Here is a 23,573-nt window from a genome sequence, read left to right as displayed (position 1 = left end):
TTAGTTGCTTGATTAAATAAAATTATATTTTTGTGGTTATTGCAACACTTTGTTTTCAAAATTTAAAATTATGCGATGTAAATTTTTGCTATTGCTCTTAATGTATGTTTTAGTATTTTCCTGTAAAGCACCTGGAGATGTAGTTTACTTTCAAAATTCTGAAAACTTAGAGAAAATTGAATCATCAAATTCTTTTACACCCGTTTTTAAGGTAGATGATATTGTTAGTATATTAGTTTCTGCAAGTGATATGGATGCTGCAAGACCTTTTAATTTAATGCAAGGAAGTTCATTAAGTGCTATTGGAGCAGAAGGTGGTGGAGGAAATACTAATTCTGGTGGCGTAGAGCCGACCTATTTAATAGATGAAGAAGGTAATATTGATTTTCCGGTATTGGGACAACTTAAAATAGAAGGACTTAATAGGATTCAAGTAAAAGAAATGCTTAAAGAAAAATTAAAAGTCTATATTAATGATCCTATAGTAAGTGTAAGACTTAAAAACTTTAAGATAACAGTTTTAGGAGAAGTAAGATCCCCAGGTGCTTATACAATCCCCAATGAAAGAATTACAATTATAGAAGCTCTTGGATTAGCAGGAGACATGACGATAAAAGGAAAACGAAAAAATGTAATGGTTATTAGAGAAAATGAGGGAGTAAATACATATCATCGTCTAGATTTAACGTCAAAATCTATTTTTGATTCTCCAGTTTATTATCTTGCACAAAATGATGTTTTGTATATAGAACCAAATGAATCTCAGGTGAGAACTTCAAAAACAAATAGTAATGCTTTAGGAATTATACTTAGTCTGGTAGGAGTTGCGTTTTCTGTGACCTCTCTACTACTAAGATAGATATTGAGATGGTTACAAATTCTACACCTACAACAGAAAACGTATTTGATAGTTCATCTAAGTTTAGTTTTAATCTTAGAGAGTTATTAGTTAGATATCTTAAAAAATGGTACTGGTTTGCTCTAAGCATTATAGTATTTATGTCGTTAGCTTACCTAAAGGTTCGATACACAATACCACAGTATAATGTCTCATCTACAATTATGATCTCTCAAGATGATAATATTAGTGAATCAGAACTTTCTGCTTTCAAAGATTTAGGATTATTAGATGACACACAGAGCAAAATAGAAAACGAAATTCAAATTCTTAAATCGAGAACTCTTTTGACTAATGTAGTCAATAAGTTAAAGCTCAATGTTAGATATTTTAGTGAAGGTAGAATTTTGGAGGTAGAAAATTATCCAAAATCATTAATTGAGATCAATTTTCTTGCAGATGATTCGATTGTACATACAAAATCAAATACTTTTCATGTCAAAATAGATTCAGAGACGTCTTTTTCTTTCTTAAACAGTAAAAAAGAAGTATTAGAGACACATTCTTTTGGAAAAACAGTTAGTAGTAATTTAGGTGATATTGTCATCACTCCAAATGTTGAAGATATTGATGCCAACATTGGGAAAATTATTAAAATTACGGTAACTCCTGTCAAATTTGTAGCAGAAAATTATAGAAATCGATTAGGTATCTCAGCTTCAAAGAGTTCTTCTATTGTTAGAATATCACTTAACGATCCGGTAAAAGAAAAAGCAAAAGATATAATTAATAGTTTGGTTGAAGAATACAACAAATTTACCATAGAAAGTAAAAAGCAAACTTCAGCGAGAACAGCAGATTTTATTAATGAAAGGCTTAATTTGATTTCTAGTGATTTATCTGATGTAGATGACGAAGCCGCCGGATATAAATCAAAGTTTGGATTGGCTAGTGATGTAGCAACTCAGGCACAGCAATTTTCTGATTTAGATTCTAGAAACGTACAAGAGACAGCTCAACTGAATACTCAAATAAACCTTATTGAATCAATGCGAAGGTTCGTATTGAGCCAAGATGGTAAATATGATCTTGTGCCTGCAAATTTAGGATTTGATGATTCAAATATAACAACTACAGTCACAAGATATAATACTTTAATTCTACAAAGACAACGATTACTGAAAACATCGAGTACTCAAAACCCGGTAGTTGTAAATATCGATCAACAAATTGATGGTTTAAGGCAAGTACTTATAGGTAGCCTTAATAGTTTGAAAAGTTCTATTAGAATTAGATTAAAGAGTTTAAGAACTCAGGATCAGTATTTTAGCGGAAAACTATATAGCGCTCCAATACGACAAAAAGATTTAAGAGAAATTGAAAGAGAGCAAACGATAAAAGAACAATTGTATCTTTATTTATTGCAAAAAAGAGAAGAAGCAGAAATAACAAGCCATATTACACTTTCAAATACTAGAGTTATAGATAAAGCATCGACATTAGGTTCATATCCTGTTTCTCCTAATAGAAGAGTGATTTTTGCAGGCGCCTTTTTTCTAGGTTTTATAATCCCATTTATGATTATTTATACTTCTGATTTATTAAACCTAAAAATAAATTCTAGAGAAGACCTTGAGAAAGCACTTACAATGCCAATTATAGGAGTTATTCCTAAGGTAAAAGTGAAAAATAAGATTGTTGTATCCCAAACTGAAAGATCTGGTGTTGCAGAAGCATTCAGAATTTTGAGAACCAATCTGGATTTTCTAATGGCAGGAATGAAAAAAGATGAATCGAGAGTTGTTTTTGTTACTTCTACTATTGCAGGTGAAGGAAAAACATTTATATCTTCAAATTTAGCCAAGACATTATCTATCTCTGGTAAAAAAGTGGCATATCTTGGAACAGATTTAAGAGATCCTAAATTCCATAAGTTTTTTGAATTATCCAACGGGATAGATACCAAAGGACTTACCAACTTTATTATGAATAGAGATCTCGAACCAGAAGATATTATTTATACCGATAAAGGAGAAGATCCGTTTGATATTATTCCTTCAGGATCGATTCCTCCAAATCCCGCAGAGCTTCTGATGCAAGAACGAGTAGAAGAGCTTTTTGAATTTTTGAAGACAAAGTATGACTATATTGTTGTTGATACGGCTCCTGTGAGTCTTGTAACTGATACTCTTTTATTATCCAAATATGCAGATTTGTGTATATACATAGTGCGAGAAAATTATACAGAAAAAACAATATTACAAGTACCGGAAAATTTCTATCGAGAAAAGCGCTTACCAAATATTGCAGTATTACTTAATGCTTCTGATACAAAAAGTGGTAGTGGATACGGATACGGTTATGGATATGGTAAAAAAAGCTAAGCAAAAGCTATATTGTTTTGCATGATCAATGCTACCTTTTTAGCAGTTTTATGTTCGATACCCTTCTTAAGCACTTCTAGTTGATGATAATTATGGATGTCAGAGCCTGTAAAATCTATATAGCCTAAATCTAATAGCTTTTTAGCTAAAGTCTTTACTTTATCACCATAATATCCGGATAACGACAATAGATTTAATTGAAAACGAAATCCGGAGTTTTTTAGCTCTTCAAATTTTTTAATATCATTTTGATAATAAGAATATCGTTCCGGATGAGCTAATATAGGTGTATAGCCAGCTAACTTGATTTCAAAAAGCATTTCATTAAGGTTAATAGGTGGGCTAAATGTAGACATTTCTACAAGGATAAAGTTTTTATGCAAGGGTAAAATATCTTTGTTTATAACTCTTTCAAAAAACAAAGTATCCAACATATATTCAGCACTTGCCTGGATATTAATTTTGTTGATTTCTAAAGGCTTGAGTACGTTTTTTAACTCTTTTAGACCATTAGTTATAGTTAAAGAAGAATTAGGCCATACATCTTTTATAACATGAGGTGTTGTAATTACCTTCTTAATACCAAGCTTTTCAAATTGTTCTAAAATGTATGCAGATTGATAGACTGTTTTTACACCATCATCAATACCAGGAATAAGGTGAGAATGTATATCTATATAACCATCAGGTATAATTTCCTTAAAAGGAACATTTCTTTTTGAAAAAAATAACAATATTTCTAGGTTTTTTGGTGACCTTAAGGGGGCTCAATATCACATTATAATCGTTCGATTTACAAAAATATAAGTTTTTATTGTATATAAAAAAAGCTGTTTAGTGAGATTAATCCCACTAAACAGCCTATAAGATATCATTTTTTAATACTATCCTTTTGAAATATCTCCTGAACCAGACACTTTTTTGTCTTCTTTTTCAGGGTTTCCTTTATAGCTTATATCACCCGATCCAGAGATAAAAGCTTTTATTTCTGATGTAGCAGTCAACTGAATATCACCTGATCCAGATATAGTTGCTTTTGCATATTTAGCTTTTAAGTCATAAGCTTCAATATCGCCAGAACCGGATAAGCTACATGTAAACTTATTTGATTCTCCTTTTAGATCTAAATCTCCACTACCAGAGATTTGTGCATATACTGTTTCTGCGTTAATGGTTAATCTAATATCACCCGAGCCAGAAAGTCCTGTTTTGAACTCTTGTGCATTGATAGGAGCATTGCCCGTGATATCTCCTGATCCTGATAAAGTTACTTGTGTTATATCTGTAAAAGGTACAATAATCAAAAATTTTGTATTGTTTGATGGTTTTAAATAGTATCCTCTTTTTACATATATTTTAAGCTCATCTCCTTCAACTTTTGTAATGATATAATCGATAAGATTACTTTCACCTTCAATTTTGATCTTTCCTTCTTTACCAGCAACAAGAGAAACATCAAGGTTTCCTTTTACTTTGATTTCATCATACTCTTGTGTAGTTCGTTCTTTAGAAACAACTTCTCCATTTCCTCTTATTTTTGTACCCCATTGTGCTTGTAGAAATGCTACACTGAAAATTGTTAAGCTGATTGTAAATATTATTTTTTTCATTTTGATATGATTTTATGCGAAATAATTAGTTTTTGAATAGTTTGACACTTCCGTAACTAGCATCAATAACTATGTTTTTTCCACTGTTTGGTTCTATGCTATGGCCTTCATATTCTTTTTGAGAGTTTTTTACATATTTTTTTCGAACGGTCAGATCGTCATCAAGTTTAATCCCACCATATGAGGCTTTTATCCTAAAATCAAATGCTGTCCCATCATCATATTTTAAAGATACACTAGTATAATCTATATCTATAACAGCACTTTTGAAAGAAGGTTTTATTGCACCTACAGTTATAGAACCATAATCAGAATTAATTTTTAGTTCTTCAGCGATACTACCTATTTTGGTTGTTAAGTAATCAGATTCACCAATGATTCTGCCTCCGTTTTCTATACGTACACCACCATAATCACAATTGAATTCAAGATTTTTTACGGATTTAAACTTTGATTCTGTATAATCTGCAGAGAGATTAATTGTTTCTGCTTTTCCAACTTCAAAATCAGAATAATCCGCATCTATCTTACCATTTTTGATGTAAGAAATTGTACTATTATTTGTGTAATCAATATTAATATAATTATTGCTACCTAATAATTCGCCGAGTATAATTTGACCATAGTCACAATTGATTTTTGAATTTCCTTCAAGTTTGTCTAAAGTAATACTGCCGTAATCATTATCAAGTTCTACACTATTTGTCACAGGAACTTTAACAGTATAATTTATTTTCATGTTCAGGTTGTTATTCCACCCGCTGGTAATTTTATCCCACCAGGAACCACCATCTTTATTAAAAATAGTTTTAGCACTAACTAATTTTGATGATGCATCGAATTCTACATCGATAGATTTCAGTTTTTTGATTACTCTTTCTTCATTATTTCCGCTTACTTTGATACTAATTACCATAGATATTTTATTCTCGTTCCATGAAGTAATGTCTAGATTACCATAGTCATTCCTAATTTTGAGAAGCGCATCAGGACTTACAGAGAATTCTTTTTTTAAGCTTTTTTCTTTGGTATATTTTCCTTTGATCTCTCCGTTTGCCAATGTGATGGCAGGAATAAAGAAAAGTAATAGTATTTTATAATATAATATTTTCATTTTCTAATAATTTAAGTTTGTTAATTTCGTTGATTTTTTGGAGGACTTCTTCAAGTAAATTTGCTCTTTTCTGAAAATTTTTGATCATTGCACTTATAACGCGTTTATCATTTCCACTTTCATACAAATCTTTTTTTAAAGCCTCATAATCTGTTTCAAGTTTTTGTAATTGATTCATGGCATCAGATACAAGTTCTTTGGTTTCGGGAGAAGAAATAGTATTAATTTCTTCTAACTGAGCCTCGATAGCTGAAGTAAAGAAGCTCTGCGTTTCTTCCATTTGTGGCGATACATTTGCCAAATCAATTGTTTCTGCCGGTGTCATTAAAAATGTAAAAGCACTGATACCAATAATCAAAGTAAAAGAAGCTGCTATAGCCAAATATTTAAATTTATTTTTCTTCTTTTTAGGATGTAAAGGAATAACTTTATGCTGTTGCTGTAGTTTATCCAAAAACTTATTCTTGTGATCAGCAGAAGGTTCGTAGATATCATAAGTACCCTCAAGCCGTTCAAACATTTTTTCTATTTCGTCATTTTTCATACCATTTTTATTTTTTTTCGCAAGCTCTCCTTAGCACGGGAGATGAGTGTACGACAATTAGCATAAGATATATCCATGATTTGGCAAATTTCTTCATAATCATACCCTTCAATAAAATGCAATGATAGTGCAGTACTGTAACTGTTTTTTAATTGTGCTATTGTATTTAACACATTCTGAACTTTTGTATCGCCAAAATCCTCAGTTGCAATACCATTATCATCAGTTATTGAGTATTCTATTGTTTCCAGAGAAACTTCCCGATGCATATTTTTCTTACGTGATGCAGTCAAACTTGCATTTATAACAATTTTTTTTAGCCAAGCACCAAACAAATTATTATCTTCTAACATTGATAATTTTGTAAATGCTGTTAAAAAAGACTCTTGCATTATGTCTTCAGCTTCTGCAGTGTCTTTAATTATTCGTAATGCCGTGTTATACATCGCTTTGTTATAACGATTATAAGCTTCGAGCTGCGCATTTTGATCATGCTCGCGACATTTTGATATTAGTTGATCAGTATTTAGTTGTGTTAGTGACAAAAATGATTGATTTTATATAAAAGATGTACACATTTTCTTTTTGTTACAGTTTTTTATTTTTTTTTAATGCTTATGGCATAACAATTGGAAATAGTAGATAGAATTTTTAATAAGAGTCTTCTATTTCCCTAGATAAAATAAGGCTTTCGAATAATAAAAATAATTATTTAAAAAAATATCATTTTGTCAAAAATGACAAAATGACTTTTATACATAGATATGGCTAAAACCAAATTTACCACACTTGACAGTTTGTCATTTCAAGGAATCGATGAAGATGCAGAGTTAATACCTTTACTTACTCCCGAAGATGAAGAAGAAATCGATAAAGAAAATTTACCGGACTTATTACCCATATTACCTTTGCGTAATACGGTATTATTTCCTGGTGTTGTAATTCCTATTACAGCAGGACGAGATAAATCTATAAAACTTCTTAATGAAGCAAATAATGGTAACAAAACTATTGGTGTTGTTGCTCAAAAAGAAGAAGAAGTAGAAAATCCTAAACTAAAAGATATAAATAAGGTAGGAGTAGTAGCTCGTATTTTGAGAGTTCTAAAAATGCCTGATGGTAATACTACCGTAATTTTACAAGGAAAAAAACGATTTAAGATAGATGAAATAGTAGAAGAAACCCCCTATTTTAAAGCTAAAGTTAAAGAGGTACCAGAAGCGAGACCAGAAAAAGATAATGAAGAGTTTGGTGCAATCATAGATTCTATAAAAGATCTTGCTTTAGAAATCATTAAAGAAAGTCCTAATATTCCTTCTGAAGCTTCATTTGCTATCAAAAATATTGAGAGTAATTCTTTCTTAATCAATTTTGTGTCTTCTAATTTAAATTTACCAGTAGAAGAAAAACAGAAATTATTAGAGATTAATAACTTAAAAAAGAGAGCACTTGCTACTTTGAAATATATGAATGTTGAGTTTCAAAAACTGGAGCTTAAAAATGTAATTCAAAGTAAGGTTCAACATGATATGAGCCAGCAACAACGCGAATATTTTTTGCATCAACAAATGAAAACCATTCAGGAAGAATTAGGTGGTGTTTCGCATGAGGATGAAATAGAAGAGATGCGATCGCGTAGTAAAAAGAAAAAATGGGATGATAAGACCAAAAAGCATTTTGAAAAAGAACTTGGCAAGATGCAACGTATGAATCCACAAGTGGCAGAATATTCTATACAACGAAATTATCTTGATTTATTTCTTGATTTACCATGGAATGAGTTTAGTACTGATAAATTCGATCTTAAAAGAGCCAAAAAAATACTAGATCGAGATCATTATGGACTTGATGAAGTAAAGCGTCGTATTATTGAGTATCTGGCAGTTTTAAAACTGCGTAATGATATGAAATCCCCAATTCTTTGTCTATATGGACCTCCGGGAGTTGGTAAAACTTCTTTAGGAAAATCTGTCGCAGAAGCTTTAGGTAGAGAATATGTAAGAATATCTTTGGGAGGATTAAGAGATGAGGCAGAGATACGAGGACATAGAAAAACATACATAGGGGCAATGCCGGGTAGAATCATACAAAGCCTTAAAAAAGCAGGTACAAGCAATCCGGTGTTTGTATTGGATGAAATTGATAAACTATCTTCTGGGCATCAAGGAGACCCTTCTTCTGCTTTATTAGAGGTTTTAGACCCGGAACAAAACTCAGAATTTTATGATAATTTCTTAGAGTTAGGATTTGATTTGTCAAAAGTAATGTTTATTGCAACTTCTAATAGTCTGGCAACCATACAGCCTGCTCTCAGAGATCGTATGGAAATTATTAATGTAACCGGATACACAATAGAAGAGAAGGTAGAGATTGCAAAGCAACATCTTTTACCAAAACAATTAAAAGAGCACGGTTTAGACAAGTCTCACATCAAAATAGGAAAAGCGCAGTTCGAAAAAATTATTGAGGGATATACCAGAGAGTCAGGAGTAAGAGGCCTTGAAAAGCAAATTGCAAAAATGGTTCGATATGCTGCCAAAAATATTGCAATGGAAGAAGAGTATAATATCAAAGTTACTAATGAAGATGTTGTAGAAATATTGGGGATACCAAGATTGGAACGTGATAAATATGAAAACAACGATGTTGCAGGGGTAGTAACTGGGCTAGCCTGGACAAGTGTTGGAGGAGATATTTTATTTATCGAGTCTATTCTTTCTAAAGGAAAAGGGAACTTAACCATTACCGGTAATTTAGGAAAAGTAATGAAAGAGTCTGCTACCATTGCTATGGAATATATAAAAGCAAATGCAGATGATTTAGGAATCAATCCTGAAATTTTTGATAAGTATAATGTACATATTCATGTACCTGAAGGAGCAACGCCCAAAGATGGTCCTAGTGCAGGTATAACGATGTTAACCTCTTTGGTTTCTTTATTTACACAACGTAAAGTTAAGAAAAGTATCGCGATGACAGGTGAAATTACCCTAAGAGGAAAAGTATTACCAGTAGGTGGAATAAAAGAAAAAATATTAGCTGCCAAAAGAGCGCATATAAAAGAAATTTTATTATGCGAAGATAATAGAAGAGATATCGAAGAAATTAAAGATGAATATTTGAAAGGACTAAAATTTCATTACGTAAAAGATATGGAAGATGTGCTTAAACTTGCAGTAACAAAGACCAAGGTCAAAAATGCAAAGCAGTTATAAGCCTGGAAATATATTTCAAAAAAATATTTAATACTTTACAGCTATTGGAAAACTGAATTTTTCAATAGCTGTTTTTTATTGTTTATTAATTTTTTAGTTTCTGTCTTTTACAAGGGTATCTTTATAAATATCAAGTTTTTTTAGCACAATATCACTGCCTTTGATCACAGTTTGCAAAGGTTGATCGCCAAGATGTACGGGTAATTCTGTAAACTTTGATAGCCTTATATCCAAACCCCTTAGCATAGAGCCCCCACCTGTAAGATAAATCCCTGTATTATATATGTCTGCTGATATTTCAGGAGGAATTTCAGAGAGTGTATCCATAATGGCATTTTCTATCTGTGATATTGATTTATCAAGACTTCTTCCTATTTCTTTATAGGATAAAAAGGTTTGTTTCGGTTTACCTGTTAATAAATCCCTACCTTCAATATTTATGTTTTCGGGAGGAGACTCGAGATTATCTATTGCAGAACCAACTTGTATTTTTACTTTTTCTGCCATTGCCTCACCAATATGTAAATTATGAGACATTCTTATATATTGTCTGATATCATCATTAAAAATATTTCCTGCAATTTTTACAGATTGTCCTTTGATGATTCTACCCATTGATATTACAGCAATTTCTGTTGTACCTCCACCGATGTCTACGATCATATTGCCTTTTGGTTGCATGATATCAAGCCCTCCACCGATAGCGGCAGCAATAGGTTCATAAATCAAAAAAACATTTTTTGCATTAAGTCGTTTTGCAGATTCACGTACAGCACGAATTTCTACTTCTGTACTTCCACATGGAATAGAAATGATCATGTTGTATGATGAAGAAAAAGCCTTTGCACTTATTGGAGATAGTTTTTTTATAAATGTTTTGAGCATCTTTTCTGCAGCATCAAAATTAGAAATAACTCCGTTACTAAAAGGGGATACAGTTTTTATGTTTCTATTAATTTTTCCTCTCATCATACCAGCTTCTTTACCTACAGCAATAACTTTTCCGGTAATTTGATTCAAAGCAATTATAGATGGGTTATTAATTGCTATTTTTCCTTTGTAAGTAATAAGAGTATTTGATGTACCAAGGTCTACAGCAATTTTTTCATTTAAAAAATCAAAAAAGCCCATATTAATGTATTTTGGTCATGTATGATTTAGGATAAAAAGTAAAAGATATTTTATCTCATACAGAAACGTTTAAATAATGAATAACTTTAATAGCAAGTAATTATTGTGTTTTTGTAAGCTATATACAAGTAAAATATAATTAAGTAACGGTTCGTGACATAATTCTTATATGTTGCTCATCTCAATTAAAGTTTGATTAATACAATATATTTCTTCTGTAAAAAAACGATTTACCGATAGATTACTTTATTTTTGAAAAATTTTGAACACTAAAAATAATTTAGATTGAAAGAAAAGAAAATCATAATCGCTATAGATGGGTATTCTTCTACAGGTAAAAGTACTGTTGCAAAACAACTGGCAAAAGCATTAGAGTATATTTATGTAGATACAGGAGCTATGTATAGAGCTGTTTCTTTGTTTGCAATGCAAAACGGTTTAATTAATGAATCTCACTTTGACAAAGAGGCATTAGAAGAAAAGTTACCAGAAATTAACATTAAGTTTGTTTTAAACTCAGAAACGGGAATTGCTGAAACATTCTTAAATGATAAGAATGTAGAGCGAGATATAAGATCTCTGACTGTATCAAGGTATGTAAGTAAAGTTGCAGCATTTTCTAGTGTTCGTAAAAAATTAGTAGAACAGCAAAAGCAAATGGGGATAAACAGAGGAATCGTAATGGATGGTAGAGATATCGGAACAATTGTATTTCCTGATGCCGAACTCAAAGTATTTATGACTGCAACCGCAAAGGACAGGGCAGAAAGAAGATATTTGGAACTCAAAGAGAAGGGGGAAGATGTCTCTTATGAGGACGTACTAAAAAATGTGGTCAATCGAGATCATATTGATAGTACAAGAAAAGACTCTCCACTGCGACAAGCAGAGGATGCCATAAAGATTGATAACTCTAATCTTACTTTGCAAGAACAATTTGATCAGCTTCTAGAATTAGCTACTGATACGATTAAAAAACTTAAAAATTAGCAGTTGTTGATTTCTTTTTTTCAGAATCGCTTGTAGCTATATCTCTCAACTCATAATATTTGAAGTTGTCTTGTTGCCACTCAACTAATTGTTTTTGCAAATCATTTTTCTGATTTTTAACGATCACTACACGATTTAATCTTAAAGTATAATTTTTAAAATTCTTATACTGTCTGATTGTTGCGTCGTGAACTTCAAAAAATGGTTTTTGATCAACGATTTGGTATGATTCTCCGTTATTTATAACAATTTGATCTTTAGATTCATAAATAACATGAGTTCTTGATGCAGATTGCGCATTCAAAGAAACATAACCTAGAAGAAAAATAAAGTAAAAATATGCTCTCATAGTTAACGTTTTAGAATTGTTTGTTCTACAAAATTACGTTAAAAGCATAATAAAAATATGGGATTTGTTATGTTTTAGTTGATCTCACTCTTTTTTTCGACGAAATACAATTATGTAATCGTTTTATACTGATTCATTCATATTAAAACTCTACTAAACAGTAAAATATGAATAATAAATAAAAACAACATAAGATTTTTATGTTGTTTTTATTCGATAATCGAGAATCAAATACTCTCAGATTTGCTTCAAAGTATTTGATTTATATATGTGTTTAAAAAGCGTATTATATATTAGGAATAACAAGTTCTTGATCAGGATGGATAACATCAGGGTTTTTAAGAATATTGGTATTAGCCTCAAATATTGCTTTATATTTCATTGGATCACCATAGTAATGTTTTGCTATTTTACTTAATGACTCACCACTTTTTACAGTATGCTTGTGATATATAGAGGTATCTGCAACATCAATATCCGCAACGATATCAGAAGGAGATTCACCGCCTATTTCTTTTATTTTATCCCATAAAACATTTTTTTCATATTGCGTTTGGGCAGTTCCTTTGATCTTAAGAGTTCCGTTTTCTTCAGAAACATCACCATTTTGAATGTTTAATTCTTGTCCTAAGTCTAAAACAGGTTGATATTTTGATTTAACCATAACTAAGCTGATTTTTTAAATTATTAATTGATTTACTCAAATATACCAAATAATAGTATCTTTCTCTTTTATGATATTATTAAAAAAATAATGATTTATCGATAAAATGTATGATTTGTCTATATTCGGCAATCTAAACTCTATTATTAATGTTTAACAAACGTTATTATTACATTATAGAACTACAGTATCTGGGTTTTCGATATCATGGATGGCAGAAGCAACCTACGGTAAATACTTTACAACGCATGGTAGAGCGTACTGTAGCATATGTTTTAAAGCATAAAAATTTTAAAGTACTGGCAACGGGTAGGACAGATGCAAAAGTATCCGCTAATCAAACTTTTATAGAGCTTTTTGTAGATGATACTTCATTGGAGCTAGATGATTTTTTTGTTGTTTTTAATGAAAACTTACCACAAGATATTAGAGCATTGACCATCAAAGAAACCGATAAAAATTTTAATATTATTCAATCACCAAAAATTAAAGAGTATATTTATTTATTCTCTTATGGTGAAAAATTTCATCCATTTTGCGCTCCTTTTATGTACAATATTAAAGATGTTCTTGATATTGAATTGATGAAAAAAGCCGCCAAATTGTTTGTTGGAAAACATAATTTTAGATCATATTGCCACCGTCCATCAGAACATACTAAATTAGAAGGAGAAATTACTTATTGTGAGATCAGAAAAAATGATGTCTATACCGCTAATTTTTTCCCAAAAGAAAGTTATCTTTTGGCTGTAAAAGGAGAAGGTTTTAAACGAAATCAAATTCGATTAATGATGGGAGCATTGATTGATCTGGGAAAAGGAAAAATTGACTTTGATTTTATAGAGAAAACACTAGATCCTAATGCCGAAGAAATTGTATTAGAACATATCGTTCCGGGATCCGGTTTGATTTTGAATACAGTAACATTTACATGATTTTTTAAATATCTTTTATGATGAAAGTAATATCAACAAATATAGCAGAACCCAAGACAATATTATTCAAAGGTAAAGAAGTACAAACAGGAATTTATAAGTATCCTGTAAATCAACCTATTTTTCTGGATAAAGAGGATGTAAAAGATGATCATGTTATCGATAGACGATATCATGGGGGTGTAGATAAAGCTTGTTATCTTTATGCTCTTGATCACTATGAATATTGGAAAGAAAAATACCCTGATTTGGACTGGAACTACGGAATGTTTGGTGAAAATCTTACTGTATCTGAATTTGATGAGCATCAAATTAAAATAGGTTCTATATATACTCTAGGAACTGCAACAGTTCAGATTTCTCGTCCACGCCAACCTTGTTACAAGTTGGGAGTACGATTTGAAGATCAAGGTATTATTAAATCATTTATAGATTCTTTGTTTTCTGGAGTTTATGTTAGGATTTTGAAGCCCGGAGAAGTACGAGCAGGTGATATGTTAGTTGTAACAGAAGAACATAAATCTGGGATAACAATAGCTGAATTAAACACATTGATGTTTCATTATAACCGAGAAGAGCATCAAGAGCTTCTTGATCGTGCTTTAGAAGACGCTTTGGTTTCTGAGAGTGATAAAAAATATTTTAAAAAATGGGCTTAAATATTTTTATCTTCTTTTATCATGAGTAACCCTAATTTGATAGTATTATAATCTATTGCTCCTTCAAAATGTTCGAAGTATGGTTTTAATCCTTCGGGATGATTGAGTTCTTTTTGTGCATTTTTGATAGCAAGTATATCTTTTTTATCTATGAAATGAGTCAGATCTATAGATTCACCTTCATTATATAGTTTTACGATATGTGAAAATATCGTAGATGATGCTAATTTTCGTTGTATCGCAATTTCTTCTATAGATAATCCTTTTTGATATAGGGATAGTGTCTCTTTATGAGTATTACCTTTCTTAGCTTTTTTCTTTTTAGCGGTTTTTGATTTCTCGTTAGAAAATTCTATGATAGCTTTGATAAATTGATAACCATAGTTTTGCATTTTCTGTCGTCCTACACCATTAATTTGTATAAATTCATCATCACTCATTGGTCTGAATTTTTCCATTTCTTTTAGTGTAGCATCATTAAAAATCTGATACGCCGGTATGCCTTCTTCTTTTGCGAGTTGTAATCGTAATTGTCTTAGTCTTTCAAAAAGATCCGGAGCTGTGCCTTTATCAATAGGCTTTATAATAGATTCTTTTGTTTTTTCGAATGCTTTGAGGTGGGCTAGACTTACTTTTTCTCCTTCAAACAATACTTTTTTGGCAATAGGAGTGAGTTTTAATTTATTATTTTGATGAAAAGCAATTTCGAGATATCCTTGATTGGTTAATTGTATAATATATTGTTGCCAATCTCTCCAAGCTATATCATTTGCAATTCCATAGGTTTTGAGGTTTTGGTATCCTTTGTCATATACGGTAGTGTTTTGTGCTCCTCGTAATACATCTATAACGGTTCCTATAGGTTCTTCTTCTTTAATTCGAGTTACACAGGAGAGCGCTTTTTGAGCAATGATTGTACCGTCTATAAATTCTGGAGGATTTTTACAAACGTCACAATTACCACAATCTTGCTCAATCAATTCACCAAAGTAACTAAGTAATATTTTACGACGGCAACTCAATGAGTCGGCGTATTGTTTCATTCGATCTAATTTTGCCAACTGTACTTCTTTGTTACCGGACATATCAGCAAATTTTTGTAACTGTACGATATCTGCATAACTATGAAAGAGTAGAGTAGAAGAGGGTAATCCATCTCTGCCTGCTCTCCCAATCTCTTGGTAATATCCTTCAATATTTTTAGGAAGATTATAATGGATGACCCAGCGTACGTTGGATTTGTCAATCCCCATACCGAAAGCAATAGTAGCACAAACAATTTGTATTGTATCATTAATAAAATCTTCTTGTACTTTTGCTCTTTGATCATGATTGATCCCGGCATGATAAGCTTCTGCAGTAAAACCTTGTTCTCTTAATTTTTCTGCTAATGTTTCTGTAGTTTTACGACTTAAGCAATAAATGATACCACTGTCATTGGTTTTATCTGAAAGAAAACTAAAGATTTGCTCGATTCTCTTATTTCCTGGTCGAACTTCAAGACTTAAATTTTTGCGATCAAAAGAAGCAATATGGTGAGTGGCATTAGGGATATTAAGTTGATCACATATATCTTGTCTAGTCGCTTTGTCTGCTGTTGCTGTTAATGCTATTAATGGTATTTTTGGGAATCTATTTTTTAAATACCCTAATTGTGTATATGCTGGCCTAAAATCATGTCCCCATGCAGAAATACAGTGAGCTTCATCGATTGCGATAAGACTTAATTCAATTTGAGCAAAAATAGCGTCTAAAAAAGATAAACTCTCGGGTGCTATATATAATAATTTAATTTCTTTGTCAAGAAGCTTCTGATAAATAGATTGCTGTTCTTCAGTGGTTTGGCTGCTATTTACAAAAGCAGCAGAAATACCATTTGCTAATAAGCCATCTACTTGATCTTTCATCAAAGCTATTAGCGGAGATATTACTAAAGTTATGCCAGGTAGTAATAAAGCAGGAAGTTGATAACAAATTGATTTTCCTCCTCCTGTAGGCATAATTACAAGATTGTCATTACCATCAAAGATAGAGGCGATGATTTCTGATTGTAATGGTCGAAAACTGTCGTAACCAAAATATTCCTTTAAGGTAGTTGTGAGTTGCTGTAGATCTGGCATGAGTACAAAAAAACAAAAATACCCCGAAATTCGTAATAATCTCCTTGATTTTTTACTATTTGTTAATAAGTATATTATTGAAATATAAGCGTATTATTATCATTATTGATAACCACATAATAAATGGAATAATAGATAATATAAAAGTAATTATACCTAGTTTTTTTAATATACTCGATATGGACAAATAAATAGAAATTGAAACGGGAATTAAGAGAAAACCAAAAATGTCATTAAAAATAGTGAACGAAAAAATAGATATTACTAATAAAATAATAAATAATAGAATATTAAGAGTCGCATTAATTCTTGGGCCTTTCATCAGCAAAGAACTGTTGAATAATTAAAGTTATATAAAGATATATGTATTAAGTTCTATATCTTTTTCAATTTAGTTTTATGTATTAATGAACACTAAGTGATAATAGTTAATAATTATTTGTCAGGATATTTACTGACTTCAATGCTATCGATTTTTATTTCTTTTTTTACAGATTCGTTTTGTAAAAAAGCTTTGATTTTGGTGCTATTATTTGCCGTTTGTATTTCATAGAAAATGGCAGCAGTATCCTCTTTTTTCTGATACACTTCTTCAAAAACGTTAAAAATACTTTCTTCATTAAAAAAAATGATTCCTTCATATTTTTTTTCTTCCGGTGTTACCCAATCAATAGTTCCTTTATTGGGTACTGCATATTCTTGAAGGATATTAAAATCAAATTCTTTAAATTTTAGAAAGGCTTTTTCTCCATTAAAATAGCTGTAATCTAGACTTACCAGTTCTTTTTCTTCAAGTGGTGCTGTGTTCCAGATATATTTTTTTCGATAGGTATCCCATAACCCAATAGGAGGGCCGGTTTTGGCAAGTTGTTGTTGGATATGGTTTGGTACCCGTCTTTCAATAATACTTTTACAATATTCTTCTAAGGTGATATCTTCCCCACCTGGGGCTAAATCTTTCCAAGTGATTTCATCCGTTTTTTGTCCTTTATAATAGCCTATTTCTACTTGTTCTCTCAAGCCTTCTAACCATACTGCGAGAACTCCTCCTGGAGCAATACTTATTTTGAAAGAAAAGTTATGTGATATGGACCCGTTGCGCATACGAACATTTCCTTTTTCAAAGATTTCTTCAATCTTTTGTGTATCGAGTTCAAAATCTCCTGTATATGCTTGTCCTTCTTCTGCAACAGATATCCAAACCGCTTGTAATCGATAGGGTAGTGGTGCAGGTTTTGATCCTTGTGAATGCGATCTACCGCCTCGTCCCCATCCATTCTGATATCCGGCTGCTCCGGCAGGTACATATTTGCTTCCTCCTTTATAAACAAGATTTGCGTAATAAAAAATACCCGGATAATTTTTGGGCGCGCCTCCTTCTACATCCCACTTGTAGGCCTTAGGTTCTTGGTGTATTGCCATTTTCTTTTTTTTATCAGTACATGCAGTGCATAAGATTATAAAAACGAAGATTTTTATAATTGTATTTGGATATGCCATTTGTAGTATTCTTTTAATCGATGCTTTATCCAGGGATAATTTGTCTTCCTCCCTCTCTTGGAGCCATAGGTTCTACAGTAGTAGGAACTCCTACATTAAGATTTGTATAATTGTAAGAGATGTGTAGATATCTATTGCGTAATCTTCTTAGCATGGTATCGTCCTCTACATAACTTTGATAATTAGGATCATGTACTGTTAACCCTTGTCTATGCGAAAGTAACATAAAAATATCTCCATTGTTTACAAAACGATCTAATCTTGTTTTGACCTGACCAAGAAAACTATCTAAAGTAAAATTTGTTTTCAAATCAGACTCCAAAAAACTAATATTTCCTTCTTGTTTAGAGTAATCTAACATATAATAAAGAGGAATATGACTGTATTTGTTAGATAGATTTTCTCTAAATCCTAATAATTCATTAACGCCTGCAGTATCTATTACAAGTTCTTCACCATCATCTAGATACCATCCTTCGTCAATAAGAAGCTGTCGTTCTCGATTAATATGTTTTGAAGACCAATGAGCAAAGTCATATAAAACGATTCCATTTTCATTCATACCATCTACATACCCCCCACCAATATCAGAATGTACTCCTGGTAATGAAATAGTTCTTCCATTTCTGGCACTGTTAATATTGGTTAACGAAAAATTAATACGTTTTTCGTCTGCTGCTGTAAGGTGTAATACATAATTAGTACTACCTAAACTATTAAGGTTTAATTCTTGTACATCATCTTCAAAATTTGGATCAGTGTCAGGATATAAACGATATGGTCCATTAAGATGATAAGAAGATACGGTATCGTATAATCCTACAAAATTAACTTCTACTGATTCTAAAGCAATATCAATATCGGCAAATAAAACTCCTATATGTCCATGAGGATGTCTCTCGGATGGAGTATTACTATCTGGACGTGTATTGGTAATGCCTACTTCGTGCACAAAGTTACGTGCTGCTGCGGCACCACGACTAAAACCAAATACATTAAAAGTAAAGCAAACACCATCTACTTTTCCTAAAGTAGGTTCTACTTTTTCTAATATATTTTGACAACCAACTCTTACTTTCCCTAATATTCCTGTATCTATATTCTCATCATTAGGATCACTAGAACCATACCCGGTACCAATTTGTTCGTCTTCTTGATAATCTTCTGTACCAATACCTTCTGTATATATCGAGAATACATTTTCTTGATCGGTAACTACATATTCTTCTAATCGAGATACATTAGACTCGTCATTATAGAAACTAGTATCGCCATCCTCGGCTGCAATAAATCCATCAGGATTATTATTTCGGTTATATGGTTTCCCTTCAGCACGATTTTGATTTGAAACTCGCGCTCTGGTATTATTTCTATTATTTAAAGTACCATCAAAAAAAACATTCACAACAATACTTTTGCTTCCTTTTTCTTTGTCCTTACGAGCTTCGTAGTTTCCAAATTTAACTTTTGTCATTTGTTTTGTTTTTTGAGTATAATACGTATACTAATATAGAGTATTCTAGATAAAGTGAGCGTTTTTGTACAAGTTTTTTCTTAGAACTATATATCTTTTGATAACTGTTTTTTATTTTGAGAATTTATTTTTTCTACAAAATTGTATTCAAAATATAGATAATTTACTATTGAATATAGATTCGCTATAAAATGTATGTTGTGGTACATTTGGAAATTGTTTTGAATAACATAATTTGATTTGTTTTGTATCCGTTTTCCATTCAAACTCTTGACCAAAATCATTTTCAAATACTTTTTTTTGACTGCCATATAATTGGCTTAATTGAGCACTATATTTTTCAATATCATCAGTACCGTCAATTTTTATATTAAAACCTATAATTTTACCATTCTGACAAAAAATAAATGTCTCTTGTCCTGATATAGAAGAATGTTCAGCATTTGATTGGGGTAAGATATAATAGAAAAAGTTATCATCACCTTCTTTTGGAAAAGAGTTTACAATATCTTCTGATTTACCTATAATATTATCTAATATGATAGTGTTATTAGAACAACTAATTAATCCAGAAGCTAATATTCCTGTTGAAATTAACACTGTATTTTTTATGAATATTCTACGATGCATTTACCTGTTTTTATATTTTTTTTTAGATAATACTTAGTCCTTGATTTTCAGTTTTCATGTGTAATTTGGTATCAAACTCAATATTACCTTGATTTTTTGGGTCAGGACTTTTGAATTGCAATGCAGCACTTCCATCTAGACGAACAAGACGAACGAGTTTTCCATAACCCATAATATCAAGTCTTAGTTTGGTTGGATCAAGAGGCATTATTTCTAATTTTTGATCAAAGAGTTTTGTTACTTCATTTAAAAACCCTTTCTTTTGATCTTCTGAAAAGTAAAATGCTTGTTCTTGTAATTTCATTTTTTCTTTAGAAAGTTCTAAAAATTTAGCAGCATTATGAGAATTCATTATAGCATGAATTTGATAATAACTACTTAATACCTCTTTAAATAACTCTTCTTCCTTAATTTTTGATACATCTACTGAGTTTTGCCACCCATCCAAAACAAATGGTAATTCAGTGACTTCAAATTTAGTTTTGGTAATATATTCTGGTAAATCTTTTAAAGTTTCATTAATAAAACGCTGTTCTTGTTCGTTCCATTTACCATAAGGGTTTTCTATATTAGGAGCGATCTGAATTTTAGTTCTTAAATCTGATACTTCTCTACAATCAAACCCTATATCATATATATCTTGAGATTCACTTTTATTAAATGTTTTATAATCATATCTAGGTTTTAATTTACAAGTTAATTCATGAGTTCCGTTCTGTAAAACAGCATTGTTTATAGGTATAGCCCCGTTATACATCCCATCTTTTGTTTGTGGTCCCATCCACCTTAAAAGAGGTACATCATTTACCCATATTTCTCCTGCACTTAATTCATAAACATATATTGTATAAAAGGGTTGTTTAAAGTTATACATTTTATTTTTGAAGGTATTAAATAATACTAAGAGGCTCTCCTTTGTCTTTTCTATGAAAACGAAAATCTAAGAAAATAGTATCATTAGGATCTTTTTTATTTTTTAGCCTGATAATACCTTCTCCATCTGCTTTATGCAAAAACATTACAAGTTTTCCGTAGGCTTGAAATTCTAATTGGAATGTTTCTTCAAATAATGGTTCTAACTCATATTCATTACTTTCTATTAGGGTAATGAATTCTTTTTCTCGTAAGGATTTTTCATTTTGTTTATATAATAAACATGAGGTTATTAATTCTTCTCTTTCTTTTACCATTTTTAGGTAAGCATCAGTATCCTTTTTCTGAAATATCGTATGTATATCTTGATACAGTTTTTTCAATTCTTTGATAAGGACTTCCTCATTATTGTCATATTCTTTTTTAATGTCAACAGATTCTCTCCAACCTGCAAAATCAAATGATACTGCAGCATCAAAAGTGCTACGCCATTCATAAACAGGTAATCCCTCAAATTTATTTGGTGTTTTAGGTTGGTAATCACCGTCATATTCTTCTTGATGTTCTTCACTATATTTGGATATCCACTGTTTGTCACTCTGGCTTATTTGTATCCCATTATGTCCGTTAAGTTCTTGGTTATATGTAACTGTTTTGAGATTTCTATCTCGAAAATGCGAAAAGGTAAGTTTTATTTGTCCTTCTCCTTTTGGAAATACTTCAACACCATGTTTTGGATAAATACGTACTTTCACTTCATGCGTTCCACTGGTTAACATCAATTGGTTGATATCGTAGTCTCCGGTCATGCCTCCACCGGTCTCTGTTATAGGTCCCATAAGCTTCATAAGTAACACATCATTTATGAAAACTTCGTATTGGCATTGCATACTATTTATATAAATGCGATTAGTTCTGTTTTCAGAGGTTTCGGCATTTGTATCTGGAATTGGAAATATTTTATGTTGTACTTTTTTATTTTGTGTATTTTTTCTATTCTTCCAAAAAGAGTCATTTATTTCAACTCTACTAACATCCGATTTTTTAGAATTACAACTCGTAAAAAGTATTATCAATGCTATGATGTTTCTAATGATAATCATACTATATTTTGAGACCATATTTTAAGAAGTACTATATGATTTCAAAAGTTGATTTTTCTTCGGGAATATAGAAGGTTAGATCCAACATTAGTTCTTCTTTTGTTTTTGGATTTAGCAAATATAAAGCTGATTCACCATTAGGTTTTTTCAGTGCAGCAGCTTTTCCGTTGGCATATATAAACAGCGCAGTATTTTGTTCTATGACGGGCATAACCTGAAAACCAGATTCAAAATCAGAAATTAAACTAGAGACTCTATCCTGAGCTTCTTTATTAGATAAATACATAGAAGTAGACATATTTAACTCTCTATTTTTAATTTTTTCTTGAAATAGCCCATAATTACCATTTTTTATGATGTCTGCTAAATCATTATAAGCCATAATTAATTTTTTCTTTACATCTTTTACTTCATTTAAATCTTGACCATTTTGCCATGCTTTTAATTGAAATGGGACTTCTGCATTAAAAGCGTCAACATTTTTAATAATAGGAAGTTTTTGATCTCCTACAGGCTTTGATTGAAATTCTTCAAATTGTTCTTGAAATACAAAGTCATTTGCGACATCAAACAACATTACTTTATATCTTAAATCTGCTTTAGGATGTAATTGGATTTCACCTGGATTAGGTAACATGGTTGCTGAGACATATTGCTCTCCATTTTCTAAAACAGCATAATTAATAGGAATTAAGGTTGATACTTGCCCTTCTATATTTTGTGTAATCACAGGGTAATCATTTATCCTGATTTCGAACATGCAAGCTGAGGCACTAAAATCGATCATATAATAAGGAGATAAACTCATGAGATGTATTTATTTTTTAGTCAATGTTTGAGTAAGTCTTTCTACAGATGTTCGTTTAGGAGATGTAAGGTCGATAACATCATTTTTTAAAATATGAACAGTAGTTTGTATTCGTTGTTTATCATTTAAACCAGAGTAGTTAAACCCTAAAAAAATTGAAATTTTATTCTCTTTCCAAATAAAACTATTATAACCATATAGTACACCTTCCTTAGGAGTAGTAGGAGTTGGACTTAATTCTTTAGGATTACCATATTGTTTTTTTAAAATGGTAAACAATTCGTCATTTTTCCCTTCAATATTAAAATGAATTCCTGCAATTTGATTATTGCCCCCCTTTTCAAGAGCTTTATAAGTATAAAAAGTAACTTGACTTGTTCCCACTTCTGGTTGGTCGAATAGTATATTTTTATATTTATATTTTTGAACTTCGTTTGTATTGAATGCAGGAGTTCCAGTATCTGGATTTATCTTATCGGGATAGAAAAGAGATCTCTCATTTTTTGGAATTAAAGTTAAGAAATCTTCTGAAAGTGTTAATTCTGCTAAGTCCATTCTAGATTGAGAATTACAAGAATTAAAAAGTATAATTATCAAGATATATATATAATATTTTGATTTGATTTTCATTT

Annotated in this window: 22 protein-coding genes; 6 read left to right on the top strand and 16 right to left on the bottom strand. The window is 31.0% G+C overall.

Annotated features, from left to right (window positions below):
• Positions 1-70 precede the first annotated feature (70 nt).
• Both FHK87_RS02465 and FHK87_RS02460 read left to right on the top strand, forming a co-directional pair.
• Positions 71-859 (top strand): polysaccharide biosynthesis/export family protein, encoded by a 789-nt coding sequence (locus FHK87_RS02465; protein ID WP_140589358.1) that lies wholly within the window; start codon positions 71-73, stop codon positions 857-859.
• A gap of 8 nt (positions 860-867) precedes the next feature.
• The gene (locus FHK87_RS02460) at positions 868-3,222 is read left to right on the top strand and encodes a GumC family protein (protein ID WP_140589356.1); all 2,355 of its coding nucleotides are present in this window, start codon (positions 868-870) and stop codon (positions 3,220-3,222) included.
• Here the strand turns inward: FHK87_RS02460 and FHK87_RS02455 are convergent.
• The 5 genes from FHK87_RS02455 to FHK87_RS02435 form a co-directional block, all read right to left on the bottom strand.
• On the bottom strand, positions 3,219-3,956 hold the full coding sequence (locus tag FHK87_RS02455; protein WP_140589354.1) for a tyrosine-protein phosphatase: 738 nt from the start codon (positions 3,954-3,956) through the stop codon (positions 3,219-3,221). The genes FHK87_RS02460 and FHK87_RS02455 overlap by 4 nt on opposite strands.
• A 150-nt stretch (positions 3,957-4,106) precedes the next feature.
• Positions 4,107-4,832: a head GIN domain-containing protein gene (locus FHK87_RS02450; RefSeq protein ID WP_140589352.1), complete on the bottom strand. Its 726-nt coding sequence runs from the start codon at positions 4,830-4,832 to the stop codon at positions 4,107-4,109.
• Positions 4,833-4,857: 25 nt separating this feature from the next.
• Positions 4,858-5,946: a hypothetical protein gene (locus FHK87_RS02445; protein ID WP_140589350.1), complete on the bottom strand. Its 1,089-nt coding sequence runs from the start codon at positions 5,944-5,946 to the stop codon at positions 4,858-4,860.
• Entirely contained in the window at positions 5,927-6,490 is a 564-nt protein-coding gene (locus FHK87_RS02440; RefSeq protein WP_140589348.1) for a hypothetical protein, read from the bottom strand. The genes FHK87_RS02445 and FHK87_RS02440 overlap by 20 nt, the downstream gene beginning before the upstream one ends.
• Positions 6,487-7,035 carry an RNA polymerase sigma factor gene (locus FHK87_RS02435; protein ID WP_140589345.1) on the bottom strand — a complete coding sequence of 183 codons (549 nt, stop codon included), beginning with the start codon at positions 7,033-7,035 and terminating at the stop codon, positions 6,487-6,489. The genes FHK87_RS02440 and FHK87_RS02435 overlap by 4 nt, the downstream gene beginning before the upstream one ends.
• A gap of 219 nt (positions 7,036-7,254) precedes the next feature.
• Here FHK87_RS02435 and lon point away from each other — a divergent pair, with 219 nt between their 5' ends.
• Positions 7,255-9,705 carry an endopeptidase La gene (gene lon / locus FHK87_RS02430; protein ID WP_140589343.1) on the top strand — a complete coding sequence of 817 codons (2,451 nt, stop codon included), beginning with the start codon at positions 7,255-7,257 and terminating at the stop codon, positions 9,703-9,705.
• Between the two features lie 93 nt (positions 9,706-9,798).
• Here the strand turns inward: lon and mreB are convergent, their stop codons facing one another.
• The gene (gene mreB, locus FHK87_RS02425) at positions 9,799-10,836 is read right to left on the bottom strand and encodes a rod shape-determining protein (RefSeq protein ID WP_140589341.1); all 1,038 of its coding nucleotides are present in this window, start codon (positions 10,834-10,836) and stop codon (positions 9,799-9,801) included.
• Positions 10,837-11,121: 285 nt separating this feature from the next.
• On the opposite strand from mreB, the gene cmk reads away from it, so the two are divergent.
• Positions 11,122-11,826, top strand: coding sequence for a (d)CMP kinase (cmk, locus tag FHK87_RS02420; protein ID WP_140589338.1), 705 nt, complete (start codon positions 11,122-11,124; stop codon positions 11,824-11,826).
• On the opposite strand, the gene FHK87_RS02415 is transcribed toward cmk, so the two are convergent.
• Positions 11,816-12,175 carry a hypothetical protein gene (locus tag FHK87_RS02415; RefSeq protein ID WP_140589336.1) on the bottom strand — a complete coding sequence of 120 codons (360 nt, stop codon included), beginning with the start codon at positions 12,173-12,175 and terminating at the stop codon, positions 11,816-11,818. The two genes, cmk and FHK87_RS02415, sit on opposite strands and share 11 nt — an antisense overlap.
• Positions 12,176-12,461: 286 nt before the next feature.
• Positions 12,462-12,839, bottom strand: a complete 378-nt coding sequence (locus tag FHK87_RS02410) for a LysM peptidoglycan-binding domain-containing protein (protein WP_140589334.1) — start codon at positions 12,837-12,839, stop codon at positions 12,462-12,464.
• Between the two features lie 149 nt (positions 12,840-12,988).
• Here FHK87_RS02410 and FHK87_RS02405 point away from each other — a divergent pair, with 149 nt between their 5' ends.
• Both FHK87_RS02405 and FHK87_RS02400 read left to right on the top strand, forming a co-directional pair.
• The gene (locus FHK87_RS02405; RefSeq protein ID WP_140589331.1) at positions 12,989-13,774 is read left to right on the top strand and encodes a tRNA pseudouridine synthase A; all 786 of its coding nucleotides are present in this window, start codon (positions 12,989-12,991) and stop codon (positions 13,772-13,774) included.
• Between the two features lie 17 nt (positions 13,775-13,791).
• Positions 13,792-14,433 (top strand): MOSC domain-containing protein, encoded by a 642-nt coding sequence (locus FHK87_RS02400; RefSeq protein WP_226294018.1) that lies wholly within the window; start codon positions 13,792-13,794, stop codon positions 14,431-14,433.
• On the opposite strand, the gene recQ is transcribed toward FHK87_RS02400, so the two are convergent.
• From recQ to FHK87_RS02360, 8 genes are all read right to left on the bottom strand, one after another.
• Entirely contained in the window at positions 14,430-16,553 is a 2,124-nt protein-coding gene (recQ, locus tag FHK87_RS02395; RefSeq protein WP_140589329.1) for a DNA helicase RecQ, read from the bottom strand. The genes FHK87_RS02400 and recQ overlap by 4 nt on opposite strands.
• 435 nt (positions 16,554-16,988) lie before the next feature.
• Complete coding sequence (locus FHK87_RS02390) at positions 16,989-17,975, bottom strand: DUF2931 family protein (protein ID WP_226294016.1); 987 nt, start codon at positions 17,973-17,975, stop codon at positions 16,989-16,991.
• Positions 17,976-18,078: 103 nt separating this feature from the next.
• Positions 18,079-19,527 (bottom strand): phospholipase effector Tle1 domain-containing protein, encoded by a 1,449-nt coding sequence (locus tag FHK87_RS02385; RefSeq protein ID WP_140589323.1) that lies wholly within the window; start codon positions 19,525-19,527, stop codon positions 18,079-18,081.
• Positions 19,528-19,674: 147 nt separating this feature from the next.
• Positions 19,675-20,157 (bottom strand): hypothetical protein, encoded by a 483-nt coding sequence (locus FHK87_RS02380; RefSeq protein WP_140589321.1) that lies wholly within the window; start codon positions 20,155-20,157, stop codon positions 19,675-19,677.
• A 22-nt stretch (positions 20,158-20,179) separates the two neighbouring features.
• The gene (locus FHK87_RS02375; protein WP_140589319.1) at positions 20,180-21,031 is read right to left on the bottom strand and encodes a hypothetical protein; all 852 of its coding nucleotides are present in this window, start codon (positions 21,029-21,031) and stop codon (positions 20,180-20,182) included.
• Positions 21,032-21,047: 16 nt separating this feature from the next.
• Positions 21,048-22,133: a hypothetical protein gene (locus FHK87_RS02370; protein ID WP_140589317.1), complete on the bottom strand. Its 1,086-nt coding sequence runs from the start codon at positions 22,131-22,133 to the stop codon at positions 21,048-21,050.
• Positions 22,134-22,164: 31 nt separating this feature from the next.
• Positions 22,165-22,941 (bottom strand): hypothetical protein, encoded by a 777-nt coding sequence (locus FHK87_RS02365; protein WP_140589315.1) that lies wholly within the window; start codon positions 22,939-22,941, stop codon positions 22,165-22,167.
• Positions 22,942-22,950: 9 nt separating this feature from the next.
• Positions 22,951-23,571, bottom strand: a complete 621-nt coding sequence (locus FHK87_RS02360) for a hypothetical protein (RefSeq protein ID WP_140589313.1) — start codon at positions 23,569-23,571, stop codon at positions 22,951-22,953.
• Between the last annotated feature and the right edge of the window lie 2 nt (positions 23,572-23,573).

The organism is Aquimarina algicola, from assembly GCF_006443095.1.
Classification (GTDB): domain Bacteria; phylum Bacteroidota; class Bacteroidia; order Flavobacteriales; family Flavobacteriaceae; genus Aquimarina; species Aquimarina algicola.
The sequence above is the reverse complement of the archived record's forward strand: the minus strand, read 5'-3'. Positions and strand labels throughout refer to the sequence as shown.

Bases quoted from the DNA above. Each gene is read 5' to 3' on its own strand.
- FHK87_RS02390 (WP_226294016.1), bottom strand. From the start codon at position 17,975: ATGGCAATACACCAAGAACCTAAGGCCTACAAGTGGGATGTAGAAGGA.
- FHK87_RS02440 (WP_140589348.1), bottom strand. From the start codon at position 6,490: ATGAAAAATGACGAAATAGAAAAAATGTTTGAACGGCTTGAGGGTACT.
- lon (WP_140589343.1), top strand. From the start codon at position 7,255: ATGGCTAAAACCAAATTTACCACACTTGACAGTTTGTCATTTCAAGGA.
- FHK87_RS02380 (WP_140589321.1), bottom strand. From the start codon at position 20,157: ATGCATCGTAGAATATTCATAAAAAATACAGTGTTAATTTCAACAGGA.
- recQ (WP_140589329.1), bottom strand. From the start codon at position 16,553: ATGCCAGATCTACAGCAACTCACAACTACCTTAAAGGAATATTTTGGT.
- FHK87_RS02385 (WP_140589323.1), bottom strand. From the start codon at position 19,527: ATGACAAAAGTTAAATTTGGAAACTACGAAGCTCGTAAGGACAAAGAA.
- FHK87_RS02445 (WP_140589350.1), bottom strand. From the start codon at position 5,946: ATGAAAATATTATATTATAAAATACTATTACTTTTCTTTATTCCTGCC.
- FHK87_RS02370 (WP_140589317.1), bottom strand. From the start codon at position 22,133: ATGATTATCATTAGAAACATCATAGCATTGATAATACTTTTTACGAGT.
- FHK87_RS02450 (WP_140589352.1), bottom strand. From the start codon at position 4,832: ATGAAAAAAATAATATTTACAATCAGCTTAACAATTTTCAGTGTAGCA.
- FHK87_RS02375 (WP_140589319.1), bottom strand. From the start codon at position 21,031: ATGTATAACTTTAAACAACCCTTTTATACAATATATGTTTATGAATTA.
- FHK87_RS02410 (WP_140589334.1), bottom strand. From the start codon at position 12,839: ATGGTTAAATCAAAATATCAACCTGTTTTAGACTTAGGACAAGAATTA.
- FHK87_RS02365 (WP_140589315.1), bottom strand. From the start codon at position 22,941: ATGAGTTTATCTCCTTATTATATGATCGATTTTAGTGCCTCAGCTTGC.
- FHK87_RS02415 (WP_140589336.1), bottom strand. From the start codon at position 12,175: ATGAGAGCATATTTTTACTTTATTTTTCTTCTAGGTTATGTTTCTTTG.
- mreB (WP_140589341.1), bottom strand. From the start codon at position 10,836: ATGGGCTTTTTTGATTTTTTAAATGAAAAAATTGCTGTAGACCTTGGT.
- FHK87_RS02405 (WP_140589331.1), top strand. From the start codon at position 12,989: ATGTTTAACAAACGTTATTATTACATTATAGAACTACAGTATCTGGGT.
- FHK87_RS02360 (WP_140589313.1), bottom strand. From the start codon at position 23,571: ATGAAAATCAAATCAAAATATTATATATATATCTTGATAATTATACTT.
- FHK87_RS02460 (WP_140589356.1), top strand. From the start codon at position 868: ATGGTTACAAATTCTACACCTACAACAGAAAACGTATTTGATAGTTCA.
- FHK87_RS02465 (WP_140589358.1), top strand. From the start codon at position 71: ATGCGATGTAAATTTTTGCTATTGCTCTTAATGTATGTTTTAGTATTT.
- FHK87_RS02400 (WP_226294018.1), top strand. From the start codon at position 13,792: ATGATGAAAGTAATATCAACAAATATAGCAGAACCCAAGACAATATTA.